The organism is Desulfovibrio sp. SGI.133 (genome assembly GCF_050313955.1).
GTDB lineage: Bacteria > Desulfobacterota > Desulfovibrionia > Desulfovibrionales > Desulfovibrionaceae > Desulfovibrio.
Genome location: NZ_JBNPMK010000004.1, coordinates 132,601 through 154,412, shown reverse-complemented (window position 1 = coordinate 154,412; position 21,812 = coordinate 132,601). Strand labels below are relative to the sequence as shown.

At 65.5% G+C, this 21,812-nt stretch carries 18 protein-coding genes; 7 read left to right on the top strand and 11 right to left on the bottom strand.

The annotated features are described in order from the left end of the window. The first annotated feature begins 313 nt into the window (after positions 1-313). Entirely contained in the window at positions 314-2,122 is a 1,809-nt protein-coding gene (locus ACQRBR_RS07545) for a 3-phosphoshikimate 1-carboxyvinyltransferase (protein ID WP_303879778.1), read from the top strand. A 164-nt stretch (positions 2,123-2,286) separates the two neighbouring features. Here ACQRBR_RS07545 and ACQRBR_RS07540 read toward each other — a convergent pair whose 3' ends face one another. The 3 genes from ACQRBR_RS07540 to cutA form a co-directional block, all read right to left on the bottom strand. Further along, positions 2,287-2,763 carry a YbaK/EbsC family protein gene (locus tag ACQRBR_RS07540; RefSeq protein WP_427812690.1) on the bottom strand — a complete coding sequence of 159 codons (477 nt, stop codon included), beginning with the start codon at positions 2,761-2,763 and terminating at the stop codon, positions 2,287-2,289. Positions 2,764-2,890: 127 nt separating this feature from the next. Next, positions 2,891-3,838: a carbohydrate kinase family protein gene (locus ACQRBR_RS07535; protein ID WP_168934687.1), complete on the bottom strand. Its 948-nt coding sequence runs from the start codon at positions 3,836-3,838 to the stop codon at positions 2,891-2,893. 11 nt (positions 3,839-3,849) lie between these two features. Beyond that, on the bottom strand, positions 3,850-4,182 hold the full coding sequence (cutA, locus tag ACQRBR_RS07530; RefSeq protein WP_303879787.1) for a divalent-cation tolerance protein CutA: 333 nt from the start codon (positions 4,180-4,182) through the stop codon (positions 3,850-3,852). A 113-nt stretch (positions 4,183-4,295) separates the two neighbouring features. On the opposite strand from cutA, the gene nth reads away from it, so the two are divergent. Continuing rightward, a complete protein-coding gene (gene nth / locus ACQRBR_RS07525; protein WP_297158824.1) occupies positions 4,296-4,964 on the top strand; it encodes an endonuclease III in 669 nt (222 codons plus the stop codon). A 341-nt stretch (positions 4,965-5,305) separates the two neighbouring features. Here the strand turns inward: nth and ACQRBR_RS07520 are convergent, their stop codons facing one another. From ACQRBR_RS07520 to zraS, 3 genes are all read right to left on the bottom strand, one after another. Beyond that, on the bottom strand, positions 5,306-5,935 hold the full coding sequence (locus tag ACQRBR_RS07520) for an HD domain-containing protein (protein ID WP_303879794.1): 630 nt from the start codon (positions 5,933-5,935) through the stop codon (positions 5,306-5,308). A 281-nt stretch (positions 5,936-6,216) separates the two neighbouring features. Then, positions 6,217-7,581 (bottom strand): sigma-54-dependent transcriptional regulator, encoded by a 1,365-nt coding sequence (locus ACQRBR_RS07515; RefSeq protein WP_204625690.1) that lies wholly within the window; start codon positions 7,579-7,581, stop codon positions 6,217-6,219. Beyond that, complete coding sequence (zraS, locus tag ACQRBR_RS07510; RefSeq protein ID WP_427812689.1) at positions 7,582-9,222, bottom strand: two-component system sensor histidine kinase ZraS; 1,641 nt, start codon at positions 9,220-9,222, stop codon at positions 7,582-7,584. 181 nt (positions 9,223-9,403) lie between these two features. On the opposite strand from zraS, the gene ACQRBR_RS07505 reads away from it, so the two are divergent. Together ACQRBR_RS07505 and ACQRBR_RS07500 are read left to right on the top strand one after the other, a co-directional pair. Further along, positions 9,404-9,880 carry a periplasmic heavy metal sensor gene (locus tag ACQRBR_RS07505; protein WP_427812688.1) on the top strand — a complete coding sequence of 159 codons (477 nt, stop codon included), beginning with the start codon at positions 9,404-9,406 and terminating at the stop codon, positions 9,878-9,880. A 332-nt stretch (positions 9,881-10,212) separates the two neighbouring features. Next, entirely contained in the window at positions 10,213-10,773 is a 561-nt protein-coding gene (locus ACQRBR_RS07500) for a Spy/CpxP family protein refolding chaperone (RefSeq protein ID WP_081446885.1), read from the top strand. Positions 10,774-11,722: 949 nt separating this feature from the next. Here ACQRBR_RS07500 and ACQRBR_RS07495 read toward each other — a convergent pair. The 4 genes from ACQRBR_RS07495 to ACQRBR_RS07480 form a co-directional block, all read right to left on the bottom strand. Beyond that, on the bottom strand, positions 11,723-12,982 hold the full coding sequence (locus tag ACQRBR_RS07495) for an aromatic amino acid transport family protein (RefSeq protein WP_427812687.1): 1,260 nt from the start codon (positions 12,980-12,982) through the stop codon (positions 11,723-11,725). Positions 12,983-13,161: 179 nt separating this feature from the next. Continuing rightward, entirely contained in the window at positions 13,162-14,568 is a 1,407-nt protein-coding gene (locus ACQRBR_RS07490; RefSeq protein ID WP_303879833.1) for an L-serine ammonia-lyase, read from the bottom strand. Positions 14,569-14,757: 189 nt separating this feature from the next. Further along, positions 14,758-15,438: a helix-turn-helix transcriptional regulator gene (locus ACQRBR_RS07485; protein WP_303879836.1), complete on the bottom strand. Its 681-nt coding sequence runs from the start codon at positions 15,436-15,438 to the stop codon at positions 14,758-14,760. Positions 15,439-15,491: 53 nt separating this feature from the next. After that, positions 15,492-16,613, bottom strand: coding sequence for an elongator complex protein 3 (locus ACQRBR_RS07480; RefSeq protein WP_427812686.1), 1,122 nt, complete (start codon positions 16,611-16,613; stop codon positions 15,492-15,494). A 133-nt stretch (positions 16,614-16,746) separates the two neighbouring features. Here ACQRBR_RS07480 and ACQRBR_RS07475 point away from each other — a divergent pair, with 133 nt between their 5' ends. From ACQRBR_RS07475 to ACQRBR_RS07465, 3 genes are all read left to right on the top strand, one after another. After that, positions 16,747-17,034 carry an integration host factor subunit alpha gene (locus ACQRBR_RS07475; RefSeq protein WP_072335293.1) on the top strand — a complete coding sequence of 96 codons (288 nt, stop codon included), beginning with the start codon at positions 16,747-16,749 and terminating at the stop codon, positions 17,032-17,034. Positions 17,035-17,129: 95 nt separating this feature from the next. Next, on the top strand, positions 17,130-18,620 hold the full coding sequence (locus ACQRBR_RS07470; protein WP_427812685.1) for an MBOAT family O-acyltransferase: 1,491 nt from the start codon (positions 17,130-17,132) through the stop codon (positions 18,618-18,620). Between the two features lie 11 nt (positions 18,621-18,631). Next, positions 18,632-19,849 carry a hypothetical protein gene (locus ACQRBR_RS07465; protein WP_427812684.1) on the top strand — a complete coding sequence of 406 codons (1,218 nt, stop codon included), beginning with the start codon at positions 18,632-18,634 and terminating at the stop codon, positions 19,847-19,849. A 447-nt stretch (positions 19,850-20,296) separates the two neighbouring features. Here ACQRBR_RS07465 and ACQRBR_RS07460 read toward each other — a convergent pair whose 3' ends face one another. Then, the gene (locus ACQRBR_RS07460; RefSeq protein ID WP_321128317.1) at positions 20,297-20,530 is read right to left on the bottom strand and encodes a SlyX family protein; all 234 of its coding nucleotides are present in this window, start codon (positions 20,528-20,530) and stop codon (positions 20,297-20,299) included. Positions 20,531-21,812 lie beyond the last annotated feature (1,282 nt).

Below are 21,812 nucleotides of genomic sequence, written 5' to 3'. Positions count from 1 at the left end.
CTTTTTTATGACCTTCCGGTGTCGGCCTGATCTTGATGAGAAAAAGAAGCAAAAGTTGAAACAATTATCCAATAAAATCAAATAGTTGATTATATCTATTAGAAATAATTGGTTTTTTATTGAAAAAACGTCACAAGGCATCCGGCATGCTCGTTGAGGTTCCCTCCAGTGTTCGCCAGAGCTTGCACTCTCTTTCACATGAGGCCGGAAAAGTCTCTTCCGGGGGCTTGCCAGTGAGGACGTTTCGGGATACAGCATCCCCCACAAATTCATAGAGCGACGCGCCGTCCGGCGGTCGAGAGGAGCATCCACCATGAACGAGCACCACGAATTCCGACCTGCCCAGAGGCCGGACAAACGCAGCGACCGCCCCGAAGGACGTTTCGAGGCCAGAACCGACGGCAAGCCCGAGCGTCCGCGCCGCAGCCTGCGCGAGACCGTCTGTGACATCGACCGCGATATCCTGCGCATGCTCATGCGCCGCCACAATCTCATCAAGCGCATGTACAATGCCAAGGGTTTCCTGGAGCCCGCGGAAGAAAAGAGCATCCGCGAGTCCTGGGAAGCCGCCGTTTCCCGCGTCAGCCGCGACCCGCGCCTGAGCGGCCGTTTCTTCACCCTGATGCAGGAAGTGGAATTCCTGCCCCGTCCCGGTGAAGACGGTGAAGCCCAGCGCCCCGCCTTCAATCTTGCCCCCGCCGACATGCCCGTGCGCCTGTCCATGCCCGCCCCGCGCTCCTGCCGCCTGACCCGGGCCTGGGCCACGCTGGCCGCCTGCACCGGTCAGGCCGTGCGCATCGCCCCCGCCCTGATGAACGATCCCGTTGTGGATTGCGTCAAGCTGCTCAACCAGCTGGGCGCCCATGCCAACCGTGACGACGGTGCCGTGCATGTGGCCGCCGGCACGCCCCTGGGCACCCCGGACAAGGTGCTGCATGTGGGCGACAGCTCCTGGAACTTCTATCTGGCCCTGGGCCATTACCTGGGCCGTCCTTCGCGCACCAAGTTCACCGGCGGCGCGGCCCTCAAGCTGGCCGACCTCAGCGCCACCCGCCGCTTCCTGCCCCTCATGGGTGCGCGTCTGGTGCATGTGGTGCCCAAGTCCGACGGTTTCCCGGTGCGTATCGAATGCTCCGGCGTGCTGCCCGGCAAGGTGGTCTTCCCCGCCGATGCCCCGGTGGAACTGGCCGAAGGCATCATGCTGGCCGCGCCTTCCTATGAGCGCGCCATCACCCTGGACCTTTCCGCCATGCCGGAGCGGGCGCTGGCCTTTGCCCGTATCCTGCCCGTGCTGAACGCTGCCGGTGCCGACGTGCGCCGCGAAGGCGACGTGCTCCACTTCCAGCCCTGCGCCCTGAGCATCCCCTCCGAGCCCACCCTGCCCGTGGAACCGGAACTGGCCGTGTTCCTGATGGGCCTTGCCCCCGCTCTGGGCGGTGAAGTGCGCCTGGAAGGCCAGTGGCCCACCTGGCCCGGTACCGAAGCCGGCCTGGATCTGCTGCGCCAGACCGGTGCCAAGGTCGAATGCTCGGCCACCGAGATCCTGGCCCGCAGCCTGAAGCCGCTGGCCGAACTGCCCGCCGCCTTTGCCCTGCCCGAAGGCCTGCCCGCCTCCTGGCGTCCGCTGGCCGTGGCCCTGAGCACCATGACGGCCCTGCGCGGCGGTCGTGCCGTGCTGCCCGCCGGTCTGGAAGCTGAAGAAAACGTGGTGGAAAGCTACCTGCACGCTGCCGGTCTGGCTCTGGACGCCGAAGGCTGCCTGGTGGCCTGGAAGCCCGGTGACGACATGGAAGAAGCCGACGAACAGGACGAGGAAGGCCGCCCCGTGCGCAAGCCCCGTCCCGCCCTGCAGGCCCGCGGCTGGAACGCCCCCGACGCTCCCTGGGCCGTGGCCCTGGCCCTGGCGGCCTGCGCCCGCGGCAAGCAGGAAGGCTTCAAGCTGGGCAACCCCGGCGTGCTGACCGAGCTCTATCCGCCTTTCTGGGTGCTGTACAACAATCTGCCCGAACCGCACATGACGCGTGAGAACAAGGAAGTGCCCGCCGAGCCGGTGAAGAGCCGCCGCCGCGTCATCACCAGCGCCGTGGCCGTGCCGCCTCCGCTGGAAGACGAAGATTACTAGGACCGGGCAGTTTCCGCCGTCCGGCTTGGCCGTGAGGACCGGGCCGTAGCAGCCCCGGTATGAAGATGAAAAGGGCGTCCATCCGCGAAGGATGGACGCCCTTTTTTATTGGCGGAAAGCGGCTGCCGAGCTCTCGTGCCCGCTTTGCCCGCGGGATAATCCCGTCAGGCCAGCTCTTCCGGGAGCTTGCAAAGATTGACCCATTGTCCGCCGGTGACGGCGGCCAGCTCGTCCGGGGTCAGCTGCACGGCGTTGTTGGGGGCCCCGGCGGCAGGGTAGACCACGTCATAGCGCTTGAGGCTCTCGTCCAGGAACACGCGCACCCCTTCCGGCAGGGCAAAGGGGCAGACCCCGCCCTGGGGATGGCCGGTAAGGCGTTCCACGTCCTCCACGGGGATGAAGCGGGCCTTTTCGTGGAACAGATCCTTGAACTTGCGGTTGTCCAGACGGGCCAGCCCCATGGCCACCACCAGCACGGGACCGGTGGAGGTGAGGATGGACAGCGTCTTGGCGATACGGCCCGCCTCGCAATGCAGGGCTTCGGCCGCCAGCGCCACAGTGGCGCTGGAGACGGTGAACTCGCGGTAGCGGTCGCCCAGATCGTGGGCGGCCAGTTGGGCCCTGACGGCTTCGGTGCGCATGGCTGGATGCTCCTTGGCTGAAACATGCTCCGTTGTTGCCGGTAATGGCAGCATGCCGGAGGCGGGATCTCCCCGTCCGGGCGGGGATGAAAAAAAGGGGCCTGCCGGGCAGGCCCCTCCGGTATGGTTACAGGGTGATGGGCAGGGGGCCGAAGCTGGCCTCGTAGCGCTTGCGGAACTCGTCCTTGCTGAAGTGGTGTTCCTGCGTGCCCAGCTGCTCGATGGCGTAGCAGGCGCTCACCGCGCCCAGCTTGGCGGCTTCGGGCATTTCCAGGCCGCAGACCAGGCCCTTGAGCAGGCCCGCGCGGTGGGAGTCGCCCGCGCCGGTGGGATCCTTGACGCCGTCGCAGGGGATGGCGGGCACATGCACGTCCACGCCCTGGGCATTGCGGATGCGCTGGCCGTCGCCGCCCAGCGTGGTCACCAGCCAGCCGGTCATGGCCACCAGTTCTTCCTCGCTCTTGCCCGTCTTCTTGCAGACCATGCCCAGCTCGTAATCGTTGGTCACGCAGGCATAGGAACCGCGGATGGCGTCGCAGAGGTCGTCGCCCGAAAGCACGGGCAGCTGCTGGCCGGGGTCAAAGATGTACCGCACGCCCTTTTCACGGAAGAAGCCGGGCAGGCGGCGCATGTCGTCCACGCTGCCGGGAGAGACGATGGCCCAGTCCTTGGCGGGATCGAGGTTGGGGAAGGTATAGGTGGCGGGCTGACTCATGGCGCCGGGGTAGAAGCCCGTGATCTGGTTGTTGTTCTGGTCCGTGGTGATGTAGCACAGGGCCGTGAACACGTCGGAATCGCGCCGGATGCCTTCCAGCGACAGGCCCAGCTTTTCCCAGGCCGCCGCGTAACCGGTGAAGTCGCGGCCGGCGGCGGAGACGACGATGGGTTTTTCGCCCAGCAGAGCCAGGGTGTAGGCGATATTGCCCGCACAGCCGCCGCGGCGTTCGTCCATGCTGTCCACCATGAAGCTGACGCTCAGCATGTGCAGCTTGTCCATGAGCACATGGTCCTGCAGGTTGCCGCCAAAGGTCATGATGCGGTCAAAAGCCAGGGAACCGGAAACATAAATGGCCATCTTCGTTCCTTTTATTCGTTGGGCTGCCCTGCGGGCAGGCTGTTTTGGGCGATCCAGTCCAGGAAGGGCGCGTTGCCCTTCTCCAGCGGCATGCCCACGATACAGGGCACTTCATAGGGATGGGCCGCCTCCACGGCGGCACGGAAATCTTCCCACGCTGCCCGGCTGACCTGGGCCAGCAGCAGGCATTCGCGGCTTTCGCGGACCTTGTCTTCCCAGCGATAGATGGAAAGGGCTCCGGGCAGGATGTTCACCCCGGCGGCCAGCCGTCGTTCCACCACCAGATGGGCCAGGGTTCGGGCAGTCGCTCCGTCGGGCACAGTGACACAGGCAAGCAGGCTCATGGCGTCCTCCTGTTCGGGAAGTGGGAAAAGCGGACAGAAGATACACCAGCGGGCCGTAAAAACCAAGCATGCCCCGCCTTGCTCCCCCTGTCTTCCTGTGGCATAGCAGGCCCATGAGCGCAAAAAAATCCCTGCCGCGCGGTGCCCTGGCCCGTGCTGAAAAAGTCCTGGCGGCCCTTCAGGCCCGTTATCCCCGTCCCGCGACCCATCTTGAAGCCGACAACGCCTGGGAACTGCTGGTGGCCACGGTGCTGGCCGCCCAGTGCACCGACGCCCGCGTCAATACCGTGACCCCGGAGCTGTTCCGGCGCTGGCCCGGCCCGGCCGAGCTGGCCCTGGCCACGCAGGAGGAGCTGGAAAGCGTCATCCGTTCCACGGGCTTCTATCACAGCAAGGCCCGCAACCTGCTGGGCGCGGCGCAGCGTGTGGTCTCCGTCTACGGCGGTGAGGTGCCGCCTCGTCTGGACGAGCTCATCACTCTGCCCGGTGTGGCCCGTAAGACGGCCAATGTGGTGCTGTTCGGCGCCTTCGGCATCAATGAGGGGCTGGCCGTGGATACCCACGTCAAGCGCATCAGCTACCGTCTGGGGCTCACCGCCCATACCGATCCCGTGGACATCGAACAGGATCTGATGCGCCTCTTCCCCCGTGCCGAATGGGGCGACGTCAATCACCGCATGGTCTGGTTCGGCCGCGATGTCTGCCACGCCCGCAGCCCCCGCTGCGCGGAATGCGAGATGGCCGACTTCTGTCCCCGCCGCGAACCGCCCAAGGGAAAATAGCTTTTGGGAAAAAGAACGTGGGGGAAGGGGGGAACTTTGGCTAGCGCACAAAGTTCCCCCCTTCCCCCACACCCCCATCCTCCTTCAAACGCGCTTCATTCGTTCCTCTCCATCATCGTCGAACACGGCTCTTGCGGAATCCCTCGGCTTCTCTTCTCGCGCATGTCAGCCAGTTCCCGGTCCGCTGGGGCCTCTTTTTCCTGGAGTGACTTGGTTGGCCTGAGCTGGGCAGGGAAGGCAGTGCGCCCGGCTCCATGACAAAAAAACAGCCCGGTCTCCATGGAGACCGGGCTGTTATCGTTATCGGGAAAGGACTGTTCCCGGAGAGAGCCGGGACAGGCTCACTTGCGGTCCACCCACCATTTTTTGTCCACACGGCCGTACCACCAGCGGTTATGGTCCGTGCGCAGGATGACCTCGCACAGGGCCTGGGCCTGCGGGCTGCGCAGGCGCTTGACCGCGCTTTCCAGCCAGTCGGCGGCAAATTTGTTGCCCTTGTCCAGCTCGGCCTTGAGGTTGCAGATCAGGTCCAGCTGGTCGGCGTCGTGAGCCAGCCGGGCTTCCAGGCTCCGGCGTTCCTGCAGTTCGTCCCAGCCGTCGAGGATGTCCTGTTCCAGCCCGGTGCCGTCCACGGCATCCTGCAGGGCGTCACGGTCGCGGCAGGTGTCGTAGCGGTGGTTCACATAGTTGAAATCGCCGGTACGGGCTTCATGCAGGTCGTGGAAAAGGCAAAGGAAGGTCACGCGGGCGGCATCGGCCCCCGCCAGTTTGGCCAGGGTGTAGCCGATGACGCTGGTACGGTAGGAATGCTCGGCCACGTTCTCGCTGCCGGAGCCCAGGAAGGCATAGCCGCTGCGCGGCGTGTGGCGCAGATGCCCCGCCTCGTGGAGAAAATCCGTGATGCGTTCCAGCTGCTGTTCATCGGGCAGGCCCGCTGCGGGCGTGCTTTTGTTTGGGCTATCCTGTGCCATGTGTGTTTCCTTATGGATGGAGCGCGGTGCCCCCTCCGTTGCTGATTTGTGCGAAAACTGTCCGGCGTGCGCCATCGACCGTCCTTTTCCGTCTTTGCCCAACCGCCGGCAGGCGGTGTTTTTTCGGGGAACGGGCACCCAGGCAAGGCCATGGCTTTCCCGGGCCTCGCCATCCTCCTGAACAAAGCGCGTTGGGGGAGGGATGGGGGGCGGGGGGAAGGGAACCCCCTTGCGCGCGAGCCAAGGGGGTTCCCTTCCCCCCGGAAAATCCCTGCCCGCTCTTATTCCAGCCCGTACTTGCGCAATTTGTTGTGCAGGGTGGCGCGGGTGATGCCCAGGCGGCGGGCAGCCTCGCTCTTGTTGTCCTCGGTCTGGCGCAGGGTGTCCTCGATGGCGCGGCGCTCCAGGGCCTCCAGAGAGAGGCCGGCAAGGGAGGCCTCGGCGGTCTCCGGTACCGGGGCGGCCTGTTCGGCGGCGCCGGTGACGCTGGCGGGCAGTTCCGGGCCGGTGATGAGGTCGCCGGTGCAGAGGATCACGGCGCGTTCCACAGCGTTCTGGAGCTCGCGCACGTTGCCGGGCCAGGAGTAGCGGCGCAGCATGTCCAGGGCCTGCGGGGCGAAGCCCTTGACGTTCTTGCGGTTGCGGGCCGCGAATTTTTCCAGGAAATGGGCCGCCAGCAGGGGGATGTCCTCGCTGCGTTCACGCAGGGCGGGCACCTCGATGCTGATGACGTTGAGGCGGAAGAACAGGTCCTCGCGGAAGCGCTTCTGCTCCACCTCTTCGCGCAGGTTGCGGTTGGTGGCGGCGATGACGCGCACGTCCACGGTGATGGGCGAGTCCGAGCCCACGCGCTGCACCTCGCCCTGCTGCAGGGCGCGCAGCAGCTTGGCCTGGAGGGAAAGGGGCATCTCGCCGATCTCGTCCAGGAAGAGGGTGCCGCCGTCGGCCTGCAGGAAGCGGCCCTCGCGGCGGCGGTCGGCGCCGGTGAAGGCCCCGCGCTCATGGCCGAACAGTTCGGATTCCAGCAGGTTTTCGGCCAGGGCGGCGCAGTTGACCGTGACCAGAGGCTTGTTGGCACGGGCGCTGGCACCGTGGACGGCGCGGGCCACCAGCTCCTTGCCGGTGCCGGATTCCCCGGTGATGAGCACCGTGGCCTCGGTGGGCGCCACTGTGGCGATGATCTCGCGCATGGCGCTGACGGCGGGGCTGCGGCCCAGGATCTCGGGCCCGGCGGCAGCCTCGCTGAGCTGGCGGCGCAGCTCGCGGTTCTCCACGCTCATGCGGGAATGGTCCACGGCCCGTTGCAGGGTCTCGCGCAGGGCGTCGAAGTCCAGCGGCTTGGTCAGATAATCATAGGCCCCCAGACGCAGGGCATCCACGGCGGTCTCCACGGAGGAGTAGGCCGTCATCAGCACCACGGGCAGGGCCGGATTATAGTCCAGGATGCCCCGCAGGGCGTGGATGCCGTCCATGCGTCCCATGCGCACGTCGGTCAGCACCACGTCGTAGGGCTTGGCGCGCACGGCCTCCACGGCCAGATCGCCGTCGGCCGCCTCGTCCACGCTGTAGCCCCAGGCCTGGAGCATCATGCGCAACATGCCGCGGTGGGCATCGTCGTCGTCAACCACGAGAATGCTGGTATTCACCTAATCCTCCCCCTTCTGCCTGTCGGCAGGCTCCCCCGCCTGCCTGTCCGGGCCGTCCGCCGGATGGCCCGCTGCCTTGCCGGCCTGCGGCAGGCGTATGAAAAACGTGGTCCGGCCGGGCGTGTCCGCCGTGGCCTGACGGGATTGCACATAGACTTCGCCTTCGAGCGCCTCCACGATCTTGTGGACGGTGGCCAGTCCCAGGCCCGTGCCGTGCCCCTTGGTGGTGAAATAGGGGTCGAAGATGTGGTTGAGGTTCTCGGGCGCGATGCCCTGCCCGGTATCCGTGACCGAGAGGACAAGATGCTGCTTCTCCACCGTACAGCCCAGGGTCAGAGTGCCGCCGTCGGTCATGGCGTCTAGGGCGTTGAGGCAGATGTTGAGCAGGGCCTGCCCCAGCCTGTCGGGGTCCATACGGGCCGGGGGCAGGGCGGCCGGAAGGCTGTTCACCAGCCGGACGCCGCGTTTTTCGGCATCCTGGGCGATGAGACGCAGCACATGGGCCACGCTGTCTTCCAGCGGGGCGGCCACGGGGCGCACGTCACTGGGACGCGAGAGCCCGATGAGCTCGCTGATGACGCGGTTGAGGCGTTCCACCTCGCGCACCATGACGCCTGCGGCCTTGCGGTCTTCGCTGCCTTCGGGGAAGCGCATGCCGAAATAGGTGGCGTAGCCTTTGATGGAGCTGAGCGGGTTGCGGATCTCGTGGGCCACCCCGGCGGCCAGCGTGCCCACGGCGGCCAGCTTCTCCTTGCGGCGGATCTCTTCTTCCAGGCGGCGGATCTCGCCTTCGGCCCGGCGCTGGCGGCGGCGGGATTCGCGGGCGCGCTGCGCGTAGTACAGGGCCAGCAGACAGGCCAGGCCCACCAGCATGGCCACCCCGGCCAGCATGAAGACGTGGTCCCTGTCCTGGCCGCGGGTGATCTCGAACGGTGAGAGGTCGAGGCCCAGGAAGATGACGGGTTGCGGCAGGCCCGGCGGCAGCTCCTGCCCCGGCGGGGGCTGCATGAAATAGCGGTAGACCACGAACACGCGCTGGCCTTCCATATTGAGGATGGCGGAACGTGTCTGGCTGCCGGGGGCCAGGATCTTCATGGTCTTTTCGTCGGCCTCTTCGCCGTCGATGCGCAGGATCTCGCCCAGGCGGTTGCCGTTGCTGTGGGCCAGGATGGTGCCGTCAGGCATGGTGACGGCGATGAACTGCACGTCCGAGGTACTGGCCATCTCCTTGAGCAGGATCTGCAGGCGCACGCGCGCCTCGCCGCGCATGCTGGTGCGCAGCATGCTTTCGAAGGCCATGATCAGGGAGCTGCCTTTTTCGGCCAGCAGGCGTGACATGGCGCGTTCGTTGCGCTCGATGGAGGCCAGGGCCAGCAGGGTGACCAGCAGGATGAGGACGAAGGCCGTCCCGCCCAACAGCAGGCCCAGCGGGGTGTTCTGCTGCTGCGCCAGCTGCGAACGGGCCTGGGAGCAGTCGTTCTCGCGTGCGGCCTGGTCATTGGCCACCATGCCTCCGGTGTTCCGGCCGGACGCGGCAGACCCCGGCGTCTGGCAGGGCCGGTTGGCGGCGCGGGCCAGCCGGTGGCGGCGGGGATCCAGCAGGGCGGCAGCAGCGGAAAGGCAGCGTCGGATAAAGTTCATGCCTGCACTATAAGCATGGTTGGGGCACCTGTCACCTTGCCGTCGGATATTTGGCTTGCATGTTTTTTGCAAGAACGAGGAAAGACGAAAAAAATGCCACGGCCTGTCGGCGGCCTTTCCTTGCGCCGCGGACACAGGCTTGATATGCCAGAAGCATGGCCCAACAGAACAAGGTTTGCCTATGTGGAAGAATATAGTTGTCAGTGGTCTGGTCATGACATCGCTCCTGCTGCTGCCGCTCATGGCGGCTGCCGGGGGGCATCACGGCGGCGGTCACGGGCCGCGCGGCTACCGCAATGTCGACCAGTGGCTCCAGAGCCTGCCCGAGGAACAGCAGGTCAAGGCCCGCGCCATCCTTGAAGAAGCCCGTCCTGCCATCGAAGACACCCGCTGGCGCATTCGCCAGAAGCGGGAAGAACTGGCCCATTTCGACTACGCGGAGGACTCGTCCGCCGAGACGCTCTCCCGTCTCGGCTGGGAACTGCAGGACCTGCGCGACCGCCTGCGTTTGCAGCTGGCGCAGCTGGAAGGCCGTCTGCTGGACGAGGTGGGCGTGAGTTTCCGCCGCGCCGGCAAGAGCCGGGGCTGCAACAGCATGATCCGGCAGGATGTGATCCATACCTATTCCCTGCAGGAAAGCCTCGAACCCTGTCCGTAATTTTTGCAGCCCCCATGAAGCATCCGGCCCCGCTCAGGCGGGGCTTTTTTGTGCCCCGGCTCCGGCTTTGGGGAGCCGGGCGTCAGGGGTGTATGAAAATTTGTCTGCTGTATAATTTTTGACCAGGTCCGCAGGCCCGCTGCATAAAAACTGGACATCCGGGGGGAACACAGAGCCGCCGGAGAAAGATTGTTTGCCGGTATGAAAATATAATATATTGATTTATATTGAAAAATAATGTTTGGCACGCGGGTTGCTATATACAGAGCACAAAGGGCAAGACCCAAAGCCCAAAGATAACCCACTCTGAGAAGAGATAAAGGAGCATATATATGAAGACTTCCCGCGTTATGATCCCTGCCCTGCTGGCTGCAGCCCTCATCGGCGGAACCATGACCTCTGACGCTTTTGCCGGCCCCCATCATCGCGGCCAGGGCAACGGTTACGGTCCCTGCTACGGTTACGGCGACGGCGGCTGCTGGGAAGGCGGCTGGGGACATCACGGCCACGCCCGTGGCTGGGGTTACCGGGCCATGTCGGACGCGCAGCGTGCCAAGTTCGACAAGATCATGGAAGAATTCGCTCCCCGCATGGAACAGCTGCGCGACAGCATCTACGTCAAGCGCCAGGAACTGCGGGCTTTGGAAAACGCCACCAACCCCGATGTGAAGGCCGTGCGTGAGGCCGCTACCGAAATGACCCGCCTGCGCAACGAGATGGCCGACCTGCATGACGCCCTGGGCGACAAGCTGGCTGCCGAAGTGGGCGTGCCGGAAGGCTTCAAGGATGCCCCCCGCGGTCCTCGTGGTCCCCGTGGTGATCGCGGCCCCGCCATGGATTGCCCTCGCGGTGACGCCAGCTACGACGACGGTCCCCATCGCGGTCACTACTAAGAGCTGATCCCTGCCAACGGCAGAAAGAAATATCTGGCCGGAAGCTCCTCCTCCTTCCGGCCAAGCTCCCGAAAACAGCAACCTCCTTTGACAGGCACCTTTAACCAGAGCTCCCGCTCTACAAAATGCAGTCCTCTGGAACTTCTACCCCGGCCGGGGATTCCCCTGGCCCCGGCCGGGCCTTCCTGAGAAAGACAGATTTTACTCCTGAGATCGCCCCTCCCCGCCTTAGGCGGACAACATATCCGGCAGGGCAATCCCCCTTGGTCCTGCCGGGGCTCACAAGAGCATCCTCCTCCTTCACCATAACCTCTAACCATCAGAACATCCTCCCTCTTTGGCCGGCTGCTCCTCCCCCTGGGCAGCCGGTCGTCTTTTTTTGTCCGCTGTCCGGCGTCCGTCCGGTCTGTCTTTCTTCTCTCCGGCGGCATGGTCTGCCCAAGGGGGGACAGGCCTGCACTGCGTCATGGAGGCCCGCTTTGCCGGACACGAGACAGGGAAGATGAGTTCTCCCTCTCTGCGTCCCTGTCTTCGCTGGCGCGGCAGCCCTCCGGCTGTCCGGTCACGGAGCCCCGGCCAGCTGGGAAGAATGCTCTTTTATGTGCGGTGCCCTGCCGGTGCGCCCGCTGTCCGGCAGGCTTTGGCAGGCCCGGTGTTGCCGCCTCGCTCCGTCCGTACGCTCCCCGTTCTTGGCCAGGATGCTCGTGCAGCCCGGCCATCACAGATGGCACGGCGCATGTCTGCTCGCGGAAATTCGCCGTTCCTCTCTTGCTCATCCTTCTTTCTTATCATGGAGATGCCGTGCGCTGTCCGCCTGCTGTGCGGCAGGCGGAGGAAAGGCTCACACGGGCCGCATCGCCCGCGGCAGTCCTGCAGCGCAAAAAAAGACGCCCACCGGCATGGAGACCGGCGGACGTCAGGAGTCGCTTTACGGATGTGGCGTGCGGGATCAGAACAGCTTGTAGAGCAGGGAAGAGATGGCCACGCAACCGGCGGCCAGCACGAAGGCATTGCTCCACTGGCCACGGTAGCGGCTCATAGCCGGGATCTTGTGCACGGCGTACATGGGCATGATGAACAGGATCATGGCGATGACCGGGCCGCTGAGGGATTCGATGATGTCCAGGATGCCGGGGTTGAGCCAGCCGGCCAGCCAGAGGGTCACGAAGAAGAACAGGGCGATGCCGGTGCGCACGCTGCGCGAGGTGGCCGTGGCTTCGGGCTTGGAGGACATCTGGATCAGGATGCCGTGCAGGCCTTCGCGGGCGCCCAGATAGTGGCCGAAGAAGGAGCTGCCGATGGCCAGGAAGGCGATGAGCGGGCCGAACCAGGAGATGAAGGGATTGTCGAACTGGTTGGCCAGATAGGAGAGCACGGGGATGTTCTGGGCCTTGGCTTCCACCAGCTGGGCGGGGCTGAGGCTGAGCACGCAGCTGAAGACGAAGGCCATGACGAAGAGCACCAGGATACAGGCCGTGCCGCGCAGGGTCTGGGAGGCCTTCTGTTCGGCCATGTCGCCGTACTGGCGGCGCTGGGCCAGGGCAAAGGACGAGATGGCGGGCGAATGGTTGAAGGCGAAGACCAGCACCGGCAGGGTGAGCCAGAGGGTGCCCAGGAAGCTGCCGGCATCAGGCATCTGCCCCAGCGAAGAGGTGTTCCAGTGCGGGATGAGGTAGAGCGACAGGCAGAAGAGGATGCCGCACAGGGGGTAGACCAGCCACTCGTTGAATTTGAGCATGAAGTTCTCACCCACCAGGATGACGGCCATCAGGGCCGCCACCAGCACGCCGGAAAGCAGCAGACGCGGCGGCGCGGCCATCTGCAGCTGGTTGATGATGAAGGATTCCACCGTGTTGGTGATGCCCACGGCATAGATGAGCAGGATGGGGTAGATGGCGAAGAAATAGAGCAGGGTGATGAGCTTGCCTGCGGAAAGGCCGAAGTGTTCCTCCACCACGGCGGTGATGTCGCTGTCGGCGCGGGAGGAGGACAGCACGAAGCGGGCCAGGCCCCGGTGGGCGAAATAGGTCATGGGGCCCACCAGCAGGGTGATGACGACCAGGGGCCAGATGCCGGACATGCCCGCATTGATGGGCAGGAAGAGGATGCCCGCGCCCACCGCGGTGCCGAAGAGGTTGAGCATCCAGACGACGTCGAATTTCGTCCAGCGGCCGGAGGCGGCATGGCCGGTTTCAGGGGTCTGTGCCATGAAGGTTCCTTAGGGGTGAAAGGGTTGGAAAAGCAGGGGAACAGGTCCCGGGCCCGTGGCAGGGCCCTGTGCGGGGCGTCCGGCAGCGGCGGATGCCGTTCCTGTTCCTGTCCGGGGACGGAAGGGGCCGCCTTCGCCGGATGGACGAAGACGGCCCCGCGGGAGCGCACGGCTCCCGATCAGCATTCCACCAGGCTGACGGCCAGGCCGCCTTCGCTGGTTTCCTTGAATTTGGCGTTCATCTCGCGGCCGGTCTCGTTCATGGCCATGATGACGGCGTCCAGGCTGACCATGTGCTGCGAGGACTTTTCGCAGGTGGCCAGCAGGCAGGCATTGTAGGCCTTGATGGCGCCCACGGCGTTGCGCTCGATGCAGGGGATCTGCACATAGCCGCCCACGGGGTCGCAGGTCAGGCCCAGGTGGTGTTCCAGGGCCACTTCGGCGGCGTTCTCCACCACATCCACGGCATAACCGCGCGCATGGGCCAGCATGGCGGCGGCCATGCTGGAGGCCACGCCCACTTCGCCCTGACAGCCCACCTCGGCACCGGCGATACCGGCGTTGTGTTTGGCCAGGAAGCCCACGGCCGCCGAGGCCAGCACGCCTTCGCGCAGGGCCCGGTCACCGATGTTCATGTTGTAGCGCATGGCGTAGAGCAGGGCGGGCATGACGCCCGCGGCCCCGCAGGTGGGCGCGGTGACGATGACGCCGCCCGAGGCGTTCTCTTCGGCCACGGCAAAGGCATAGGCGTTGACCTGGCCCAGGAAGCGGTCCACGGCCAGGGGCATCTCGCGAGCGCGTTCCAGCAGGGTATGGCCCTTGCGCCACACGCCCAGGGTGCCGGGCAGCTGCCCTTCGGCCTCAAGGCCGCGGCGCACGCTGGCGTACATGGATTCCATGATCTGTTCCAGGTTCTGGAAGATGTCCGGGCGGGACATGCCGGTGATGGCGCTCTCGTTGTCCAGGATCAGTTCGTGCAGGGTCAGGCCGGTCTTGGCCAGCTGTTCGCGCAGCTGGCGCATGGTGCCGTAGGGGTGCACGGGCTTGCCGCGTTCGGGCGGGGTCCAGCCCTTCCACTGGATGAAGCCGCCGCCCACGGAATAGTATTCCATGCTGTACAGGGCCTGGCCGTCGGCATCCTCAAGGCTGACGAGCAGGGTGTTGCTGTAGGGGGCGTCGTGGATGATGGGGCCGTGTTCGATGTCGGCAAGGCCCACCTGCAAAAGGACGTCGTGGATGCGCAGCTCGTGCCGGGCGTCGGCTTCGCGGCCCAGCTTGTCCAGCAGGCCCGCGGGACAGGTCTCGGGACTGGTGCGCAGCAGACCGGCCAGCACGGCGGTGTTGGTGCCGTGGCCCATGCCCGTGGCGCTCAGCGAGCCCAGCAGCACCACGTGGATGCGGGCGGCGCGGCGTACCAGATCGGGGTCGAGGGCGTCGCAGCGCTGGACGAAGTCATGGCCGGCGCGCATGGGACCGATGGTATGGGAGCTGGAAGGGCCGGGGCCGATCTTGAAAAAGTCGAAGAGCGAGGTCTCGATGGCCGGACGGACATGCAGGGCCGTCAGGGGCTTGTGCGTGGGAGTCATGGTGTCTCCTTGTGTGGGATGACTGTGCTGGCCGCAGGCGGCAGGCCTGGTGCGGGGCGGGCGCGGAGCGCGCCGGGGAGGGAGAGGAAGGAAACAGAAGCTGCGCCCCATTGCAGCACATCCCCTTTTGCCTTGAGTACGGGGATGTGTCAATATTTTTTAATTTAAAAAATATTTTAAAGAGTAAGACTAATCATTATCTTTCTTGATTTGGCGCATATAATTGTACACCGTGTAGATGGAGACCTGCATCTCCTTGGCCACATGCTGGACCACGCCCTTGATGAGGAAGGCGCCTTCCTCGTCGAGGATGCGGATGAAGTCCTTTTTTTCCTCACGGTTCATGAGGGAGGGGTGTTTGCCTGCGCGCCGGATGGCCGCCTCGAGGATGGCAAGGCTGGTATCGCCGGTGCAGGCGGCAAAGGTCTCGCTTACGTCGCGTTCCAGCGGATCCACGTGCAGCAGGGGGTGCAGCACGGCCTGGAAGTGGAGCAGGTCGGAAAGGTCGATGTTCATGCAGAAGGCGCCGATGACCCGGCCGTCGGCCCTGCGCAGGAACGAGGTGGAGGACTTGAGGGATTTGCCGCCCGGCGTGGATGAGGGATAGCCCACGATGTCCGCCACATCGTCGCCCTGCTGGCGCCAGGCCTTGACCACGATGTTGGTGATGGGGGCGCCCAGCTTGCGGCCGGTGAGGCTGCCTTCCAGATGGACGAGGGAGTGCTCGAGATCGCGGAAATCGTGGATGGCGACCTCGCACAGCGGCCCCAGGGTCCGCTGCAGCATGCGGGCCTGCCGGATGGCATTGGCAAAGATGGCGCGTTCTTCTTCACTGAGCGGCGGCAGGGACCCGGAAGGGGCGGCGGACATGGTCACCTCATGGTCGGATGCGGGCTGTGCCGCAGGTTGAAGGAAAAATCGGATCAGGCATCAAGATGCAGGCAGGCGGCCTGTCCCGCTGTCCAGACAAGGTTCCGGCGCGTGATGCCCAGGGCCGCCCAGGCCTTGCCCAGCTCGTCGCCCGGCCCGCGGAAGAAGCCCTGGCAGGAGCGCGGCAGGTACAGCGCCTGTGCCCGGGGCAGTCCGGCGGGGGCTTTCCCGCCCGCCAGCAGGGCGTCCAGCAGGGCAGCGGCCCGTACCGCACTGCAGGCGGCATCATTTCCCTGCGCCCGCAGCAGGCAGGCGCAGACATGCAGCCACAGGGCCCGTCCCAGCACGCGTCCGCCCAGGTTCCTGTCGGCGGGCCCGGCCAGCAGGGCCGCTTCCATACCGGGTTCGGGGGCAAGGCCCATGCGGATGACGGGCACCCCGGCGCGACGGGCGTACAGCCAGCCGCGTGCCAGCAGGGACAGGGTGAGCGGCAGGGGCCAAGGCGTGTACAGGCCCTGCTGCCAGCGGCGGGCCAGTTCCGTGCCCGCCAGTACCAGACAGGGATAGAAGCGCAGCATGTCAGCCCCCAGATCCAGGGCCCGGCGCACATCGGTCAAAAAGTCTTCCGGCTGGTGGCCCGGCATGCCGGGCAGCAGCTGCACACCCAGGGCAAGGCCTGCGTCCCGCACCAAACGGCAGGCTTCAGTGGCCTGCCGTCCGCTGTAATGGCGTTCACTGGCCTGCAGGGCCGTATCGGAAAAGCTCTGGATGCCCAGCTCCACAGTGCGGCAACCGTGACGGCGCAGACGCGCCAGCAGGGCCGCATCCAGGCAATCAGGACGGGTTGAGCAGCGGAAACGGGTGATGCAGCCCTCATGGAGGAGACTATCGGCCATGTCCAGGCAGGCGTCCAGATCGCGGGGAGCCAGGGCCGTAAAGGTCCCGCCGTAAAAGGCCAGCTCTACCGGCGGCCTTCCCTGTACCCGCCGGATACGCAGGTCACTGGCCGCGCGGGCCAGTATCTCGTCCAGAGGACTGGCTTGCTGACCTGTCTGGTCATGCTGGGAACAAAAGACACAGCGGCGGGGACAGCCGAAAAACGGGATGAAAACGCTGAAGACCGGGACTGCCCTTGCAGGAGTCTCCCATAAAAAAGTAAGCGAAACACGCGACATGGCAGAAAGCGAGGAGTAGCAAGGCTTGGCAGGCTTCGCGCGGAGACAAAAATCTTGCCGGAAATGCAAGTTGAGTATATTCTACAAAAAAGTTGTGCATATGTGAAGCGTGCCTGTGGCATAAGGATTGGACATGAAGAAAACATTGACCAAAGCTGACATCGTCGAGCGGATCTACGAGAGTACAGACAAAAATCGGGTTGACGTGAAGAATGTGGTCGAAAAACTGCTGGAGATCATGAAGAATGCCATCAAAAAGGACAATGCTCTTCTGATCAGTGGGTTCGGCAAGTTTGAGGCTTACGACAAAGCGTCGCGTAAAGGCCGCAATCCGCAAACGGATGAAGCCATCACGCTGCCTCCGCGCAAGGTCGTCGTCTTCCGCCTGTCCCGCAAATTCAGAGCCGAGCTCAATTCCTGAGATCGCGCGGCATTCGGGACGATCCAACGTATCAGTCTCCTCGTTTTCTCCCGGGGTGGCCGTCTTGAGATGTGCCGCGCCGGGAGATTCTTTTTATGCTTTTCGCTTCCTTCCCCTTCCTGTTCCTCTTCCTGCCCATCCTCGTCTGGCTCTGGAAACTGACTGCCGGAGAAGACAAGACCCGCCTGTCCGTGCTCCTGCTGGGGGCCTCGCTGCTCTTTGGGGCCTGCCAGGGGCTGGAGGCCCTGCTGCTCCTGCTGGGCCTGACCGTGGTCAACTATCTGTTCGGCCTGCTGCTGGCCGATGAGGGGCACCGCCGCCGTCGGCTGGGCCGTCGCGGCCTGCTGCTTTTGGCCGTGCTGCTTAATGTGCTGGTCTGGTGCCGGTTCCGCCATCTGCCGGCCCTGTCGGCCTGGCTGGCGCAATGGCAGGACATCCTGCCCATTCTGGCGCCCGCGGCCATGCCCGCGGGCTTCTCCTTTGCCGTGCTTATCCAGCTGGCCTGGCTGCTGGGCGTCTACCAGCGCCGCATCCGTCCCGAAGGCATCGTGCGGCAGGCCCTGTTCACCACCTGCTTCCCCTATGCCCTGTCCGGCCCGCTGGTCCGTTATGAGGAGATGGGCCCGCAGCTGGATGCCCTGGACGTGCCGCAGGCCGAGGATCTGGCACGGGGCCTGGGCCTGATGGTGCTGGGCCTTGCCAAGAAGGTGCTGCTGGCCGACAGTCTGGCCCCGGCGGCGGATGCCGTGTTCCATGCCGCCGCCCAGGGACTGCCCCTGAGCACGGCCGAGGCCTGGCTGGGGGCCCTGAGCTACACCTTCCAGATCTATTTCGACTTTTCCGGTTATACGGACATGGCCGTGGGGGCCGCTCTCATGCTGGGCCTGCGCCTGCCGGAGAATTTTGCCGCGCCCTACAAGGCTACGGGCATCGTGGATTTCTGGCGCCGCTGGCACATGACTCTGGGCCGCTGGCTGCATGACTGCCTGTATCTGCCCCTGGGGGGCAGCCGGCATGGCCGGGTGCGCCAGTACGCCAATTTGCTGCTGACCATGCTGGTTTGCGGTGTCTGGCACGGGGCCGGGCTGACCTTCCTCCTTTGGGGGGCCCTGCACGGCCTGCTCCTGCTGGTCAACCACGCCTTCCGCCATCTGCTGCGCGGCAGCCTGGCCGAACGCGTGCTGGCCCTGCCGCCCCTGCGGGCCCTGTGCGTGCTGGTGACCTTTTTGTGCCTGACCGTGGCCTGGGTGCTGTTCCGCGCCGGGGACACGGGCACGGCCCTGTATGTCTGGCAGAGCATGTTCCTCTGGAGCGACGGCCATCCCTTGCCCCTGCAACAGGGGCTGGAGGCCCTGCTGCCCGGCGGCCTGCTGGAGCCCCGGCTGCTGCTGCCGCTGCTGGTTGTCTGCGCCGTCATCGTCTGGGGCCTGCCCTGCAGCCAGCATGTGATGCTGGGCCGCGCCGACGGCAGCCGTCCCTGGCTGCACTGGCAGCCGAACCTGCTTTGGGCCGTGGCCCTGGCCCTGCCGGCGCTGGCCTCCCTGCTGCTGATGCAGGGCCATGCCTTCCTTTCTTTCCGCTTTTGACGGAGGCCTCCATGTCCGAGATAGTCCATCCGGCCCTTGACGGCTGGCTGAAACGTTTTTTCCTTTCTTTGCTGGTCCTGGCCCTGCTGGCGGGGCTGCTGCTGGTCCCCTGGGCCGTCTGCTGGCTGACGGCCAGCGGCGAGCTGGATCAGGAAGAGGTCGTGGCACGGCAGGCACAGGGAGAATTCGTCCTGTTCGGGCCGGGGCTGGCGCAGGACATCATGGCCTACAAACTGGCCCTGTATGCTGCCGTGAAGCCGGAGGTGGTGGTGCTGGGCTCGTCGCGGGCGGGGAACGTGCGCGCGGTCTTTTTCGAACGCCCCTTCGTGAATATGGCCGGGGCCGCCACGGATCTGGAGAGCCTGCACCTTCTGGTGGACAGGATGCTGGCCATCCACAGGCCCAAGATCGTGCTGCTGGGTCTGGACTTCTGGTGGCTGACGGCAGGCGCTCCGGCCGGGCAGCCTGAGCGGACCGTGCAGCCCTCCCTGCTGGATGCGTCCACCTTGCGGGCCCCCTGGCGCTGGCTGGCGCAGGGGCGCATCGCCCCGGCGGACATGCTGGCCCCCCTGCAGGGCCGTCTGCGCGCCGACCGCTACGGGCTTGAGGCCCAGCTCCGTGATACGGGCTACGGGCCGGACGGTTCGCTCTATGAGGGTGCGGTACTGGATGGCCGCCGGCCTGCGCCGGACCATGCTTTTGCCCGCACATTGCGTGAGCTGGAAAGCGGCAGCGGCGTCTGGGCCGGGAACCTTGCACCGGACAGGGAACGTCTGGAAGCCTTTGCCGAAATCTGCTGCCGCCTGCGTTCGCGCGGCATCCGCACCATCGTCTTCCTGCCGCCCCTGGCCACGCCCGTACTGGGCGCCCTTGCCGACAGGAACGGCGGTGATGCCGGCTGGCTGTCCGCCCTGCGGCAGGGCCTGCTGGACTGCGGCGTGGAGAGCATGGACTTTTCAGATCCCCGCGTCTACGGCTCCGGTGATTGCGAGATGATGGACGGCCTGCACGGCGGGGACGTCATCGGCGCCAGCCTGGTGCGCGATATGGGCGACCGGCAGCCCTGGCTACGGGACATGCTGCACCGGGAGTACCTGAGCCATGTGCTGCGGGAGCGGCGCGGCCTGGCGGCCGTGCCTGACGAGCGCCTGACCGCCCTGCCCGAAACGGATTTCCTGGGCCTGCAGTGCGCCAAGAAGCGTCGCGGCGAGGCCACGCCCCGTTTTTAGGAGCGAAGGCGCACAGGCTGGAGAGCGACAACGAAGGGCCTGATGGCCGCGCAGTACTGCCGTCCTGATACTGGATGCAGGCCTGAGTGGGACGGTGGCGGTAGCCGTTTAGCGTATATTGGGCCGCCCTTTTCCGCAGCTTTCTTGCAACAGAAAAAGCCGCGCCATGACAGCGCGGCTTTTTTGTTGGCCTGTAGTCAGATACGACTGGGAGCTTCATCCGCCCCAGCGTTTTCATGTCGCCCCCGTATGACGGCCTTTTTTCCATGTCGCCGGAGGACGTGACGGGCGGGTACAGGCCGAAGGGCCATGATGCCCGTCATAGCCCTCTGTAAAAGTTTTGGGAAGGGAGCGGGGGAGCGCGAGGGGGAGAGGGAGAACCGTTTTCCAAAACGGTTTCCCTCTCCCCCTCGCATAGATATGCTTAACTGCCTGTCGCCCGGCCGATCAGTAACGCTCGGGCATGTAGTGGGGCGGCAGATCGTTGACCGGGGCACCGTTACCGGTCTGTCCCAGCTGATCGCGCAGGTTGCGGGCCAGCTCCATGGTCTCGACCAGACGGTGCTCCAGCATGTCGATCTGCTGTTGCTGGGCCGTCAGGGCCTCGTTGAGTTCGCGCAGGCGTTCTTCCTGAAAATAGGCCAGCTCTTCCAGCCGGATGATGCGTTCTTCCTGATCCATGAGCTCTCCTCGGCGTCCTGCGCCTGTGTCGGGCCGGTACGCCCTGCTTGCCTGCCCGTCCGCCAACGGCGGCAAGGGCTGTGGGCGCGGCGTGCGTCCATCTTTACGTTTTCGGGCGATACCCTTGCGGGTACCGCCCGTTTTTTTATTCTTCGTCGTCGTTCAGTGCCGGGCCGTCAAAGCCTCTGTCCCGGCGGCGGGAGCCGAAGGCGGGCTTGCCGTCCCTGCGGAAGGCGTTCTTGCGGAAGGGCTTGTCCGCATCCTGCCGGAAACCGGGCTTGCGGAAGCCGTCGCGGTCGGGACGGCGGAAGTCGCGACGGGGGGCCTCGTCCTGCTCGTCATCGAAGCGGGGGAAGGGCGCACGACGCTGCTGCCAGTCCTGTCCTTCGCTACCGTCGCGGTCGTTGAAACGCCGGGGACGGAAGCCGTCCTTGCGGAAAGACTGTCCCTCGTCGTCACGGCGCGGGCGGAAGGGGCGACGGGCTTCTTCCCCATCACGATGCGCGAAGCGGTCGCCACGGGGATGGAAGGGGCGTTCGTCCTGACCATCCCTGCGGAAGGACGGGCGGGCCTGCGGGGCCTCGTCACCATCCCGTGCGGCATCAGGGAAGGGACGCGGGCGGAAGGGCTTGTCTCCGTCCTGCCGGAAACCGGGCTTGCGGAAGCCGTCGCGGTCGGGACGGCGGAAGTCGCGACGGGGGGCCTCGTCCTGCTCGTCATCGAAGCGGGGGAAGGGCGCACGACGCTGCTGCCAGTCCTGTCCTTCGCTACCGTCGCGATCGTTGAAGCGCCGGGGACGGAATCCGTCCTTGCGGAAAGGCTGACCGTCATCTTCACGGCGCGGACGGAAGGGACGCCGGTCTTCTTCGCCATCGTGGTTCACGAAACGGTCACCACGGGGACGGAAGGGGCGTTCGTCTTGAGCATCCCTGCGGAAGGACGGGCGGGCCTGCGGGGCCTCGTCACCATCCCGTGCGGCATCGGGGAAGGGACGCGGGCGGAAGGGCTTGTCCCCGTCCTGCCGGAAACCGGGCTTGCGGAAGCCGTCGCGGTCGGGACGGCGGAACTCGCGACGGGGAGCCTCGTCCTGCTCGTCATCGAAGCGGGCAAAGGGCGCACGGCGCTTCTGCCAGTCCTGTCCTTCGTGGCCGTCGCGATCGTTAAAGCGCCGGGGACGGAATCCGTCCTTGCGGAAAGGCTGGCCGTCGTCATCGCGACGCGGCCGGAAGGGACGCCGGTCTTCTTTCCCATCGCGGTTCACGAAGCGATCTCCACGGGGACG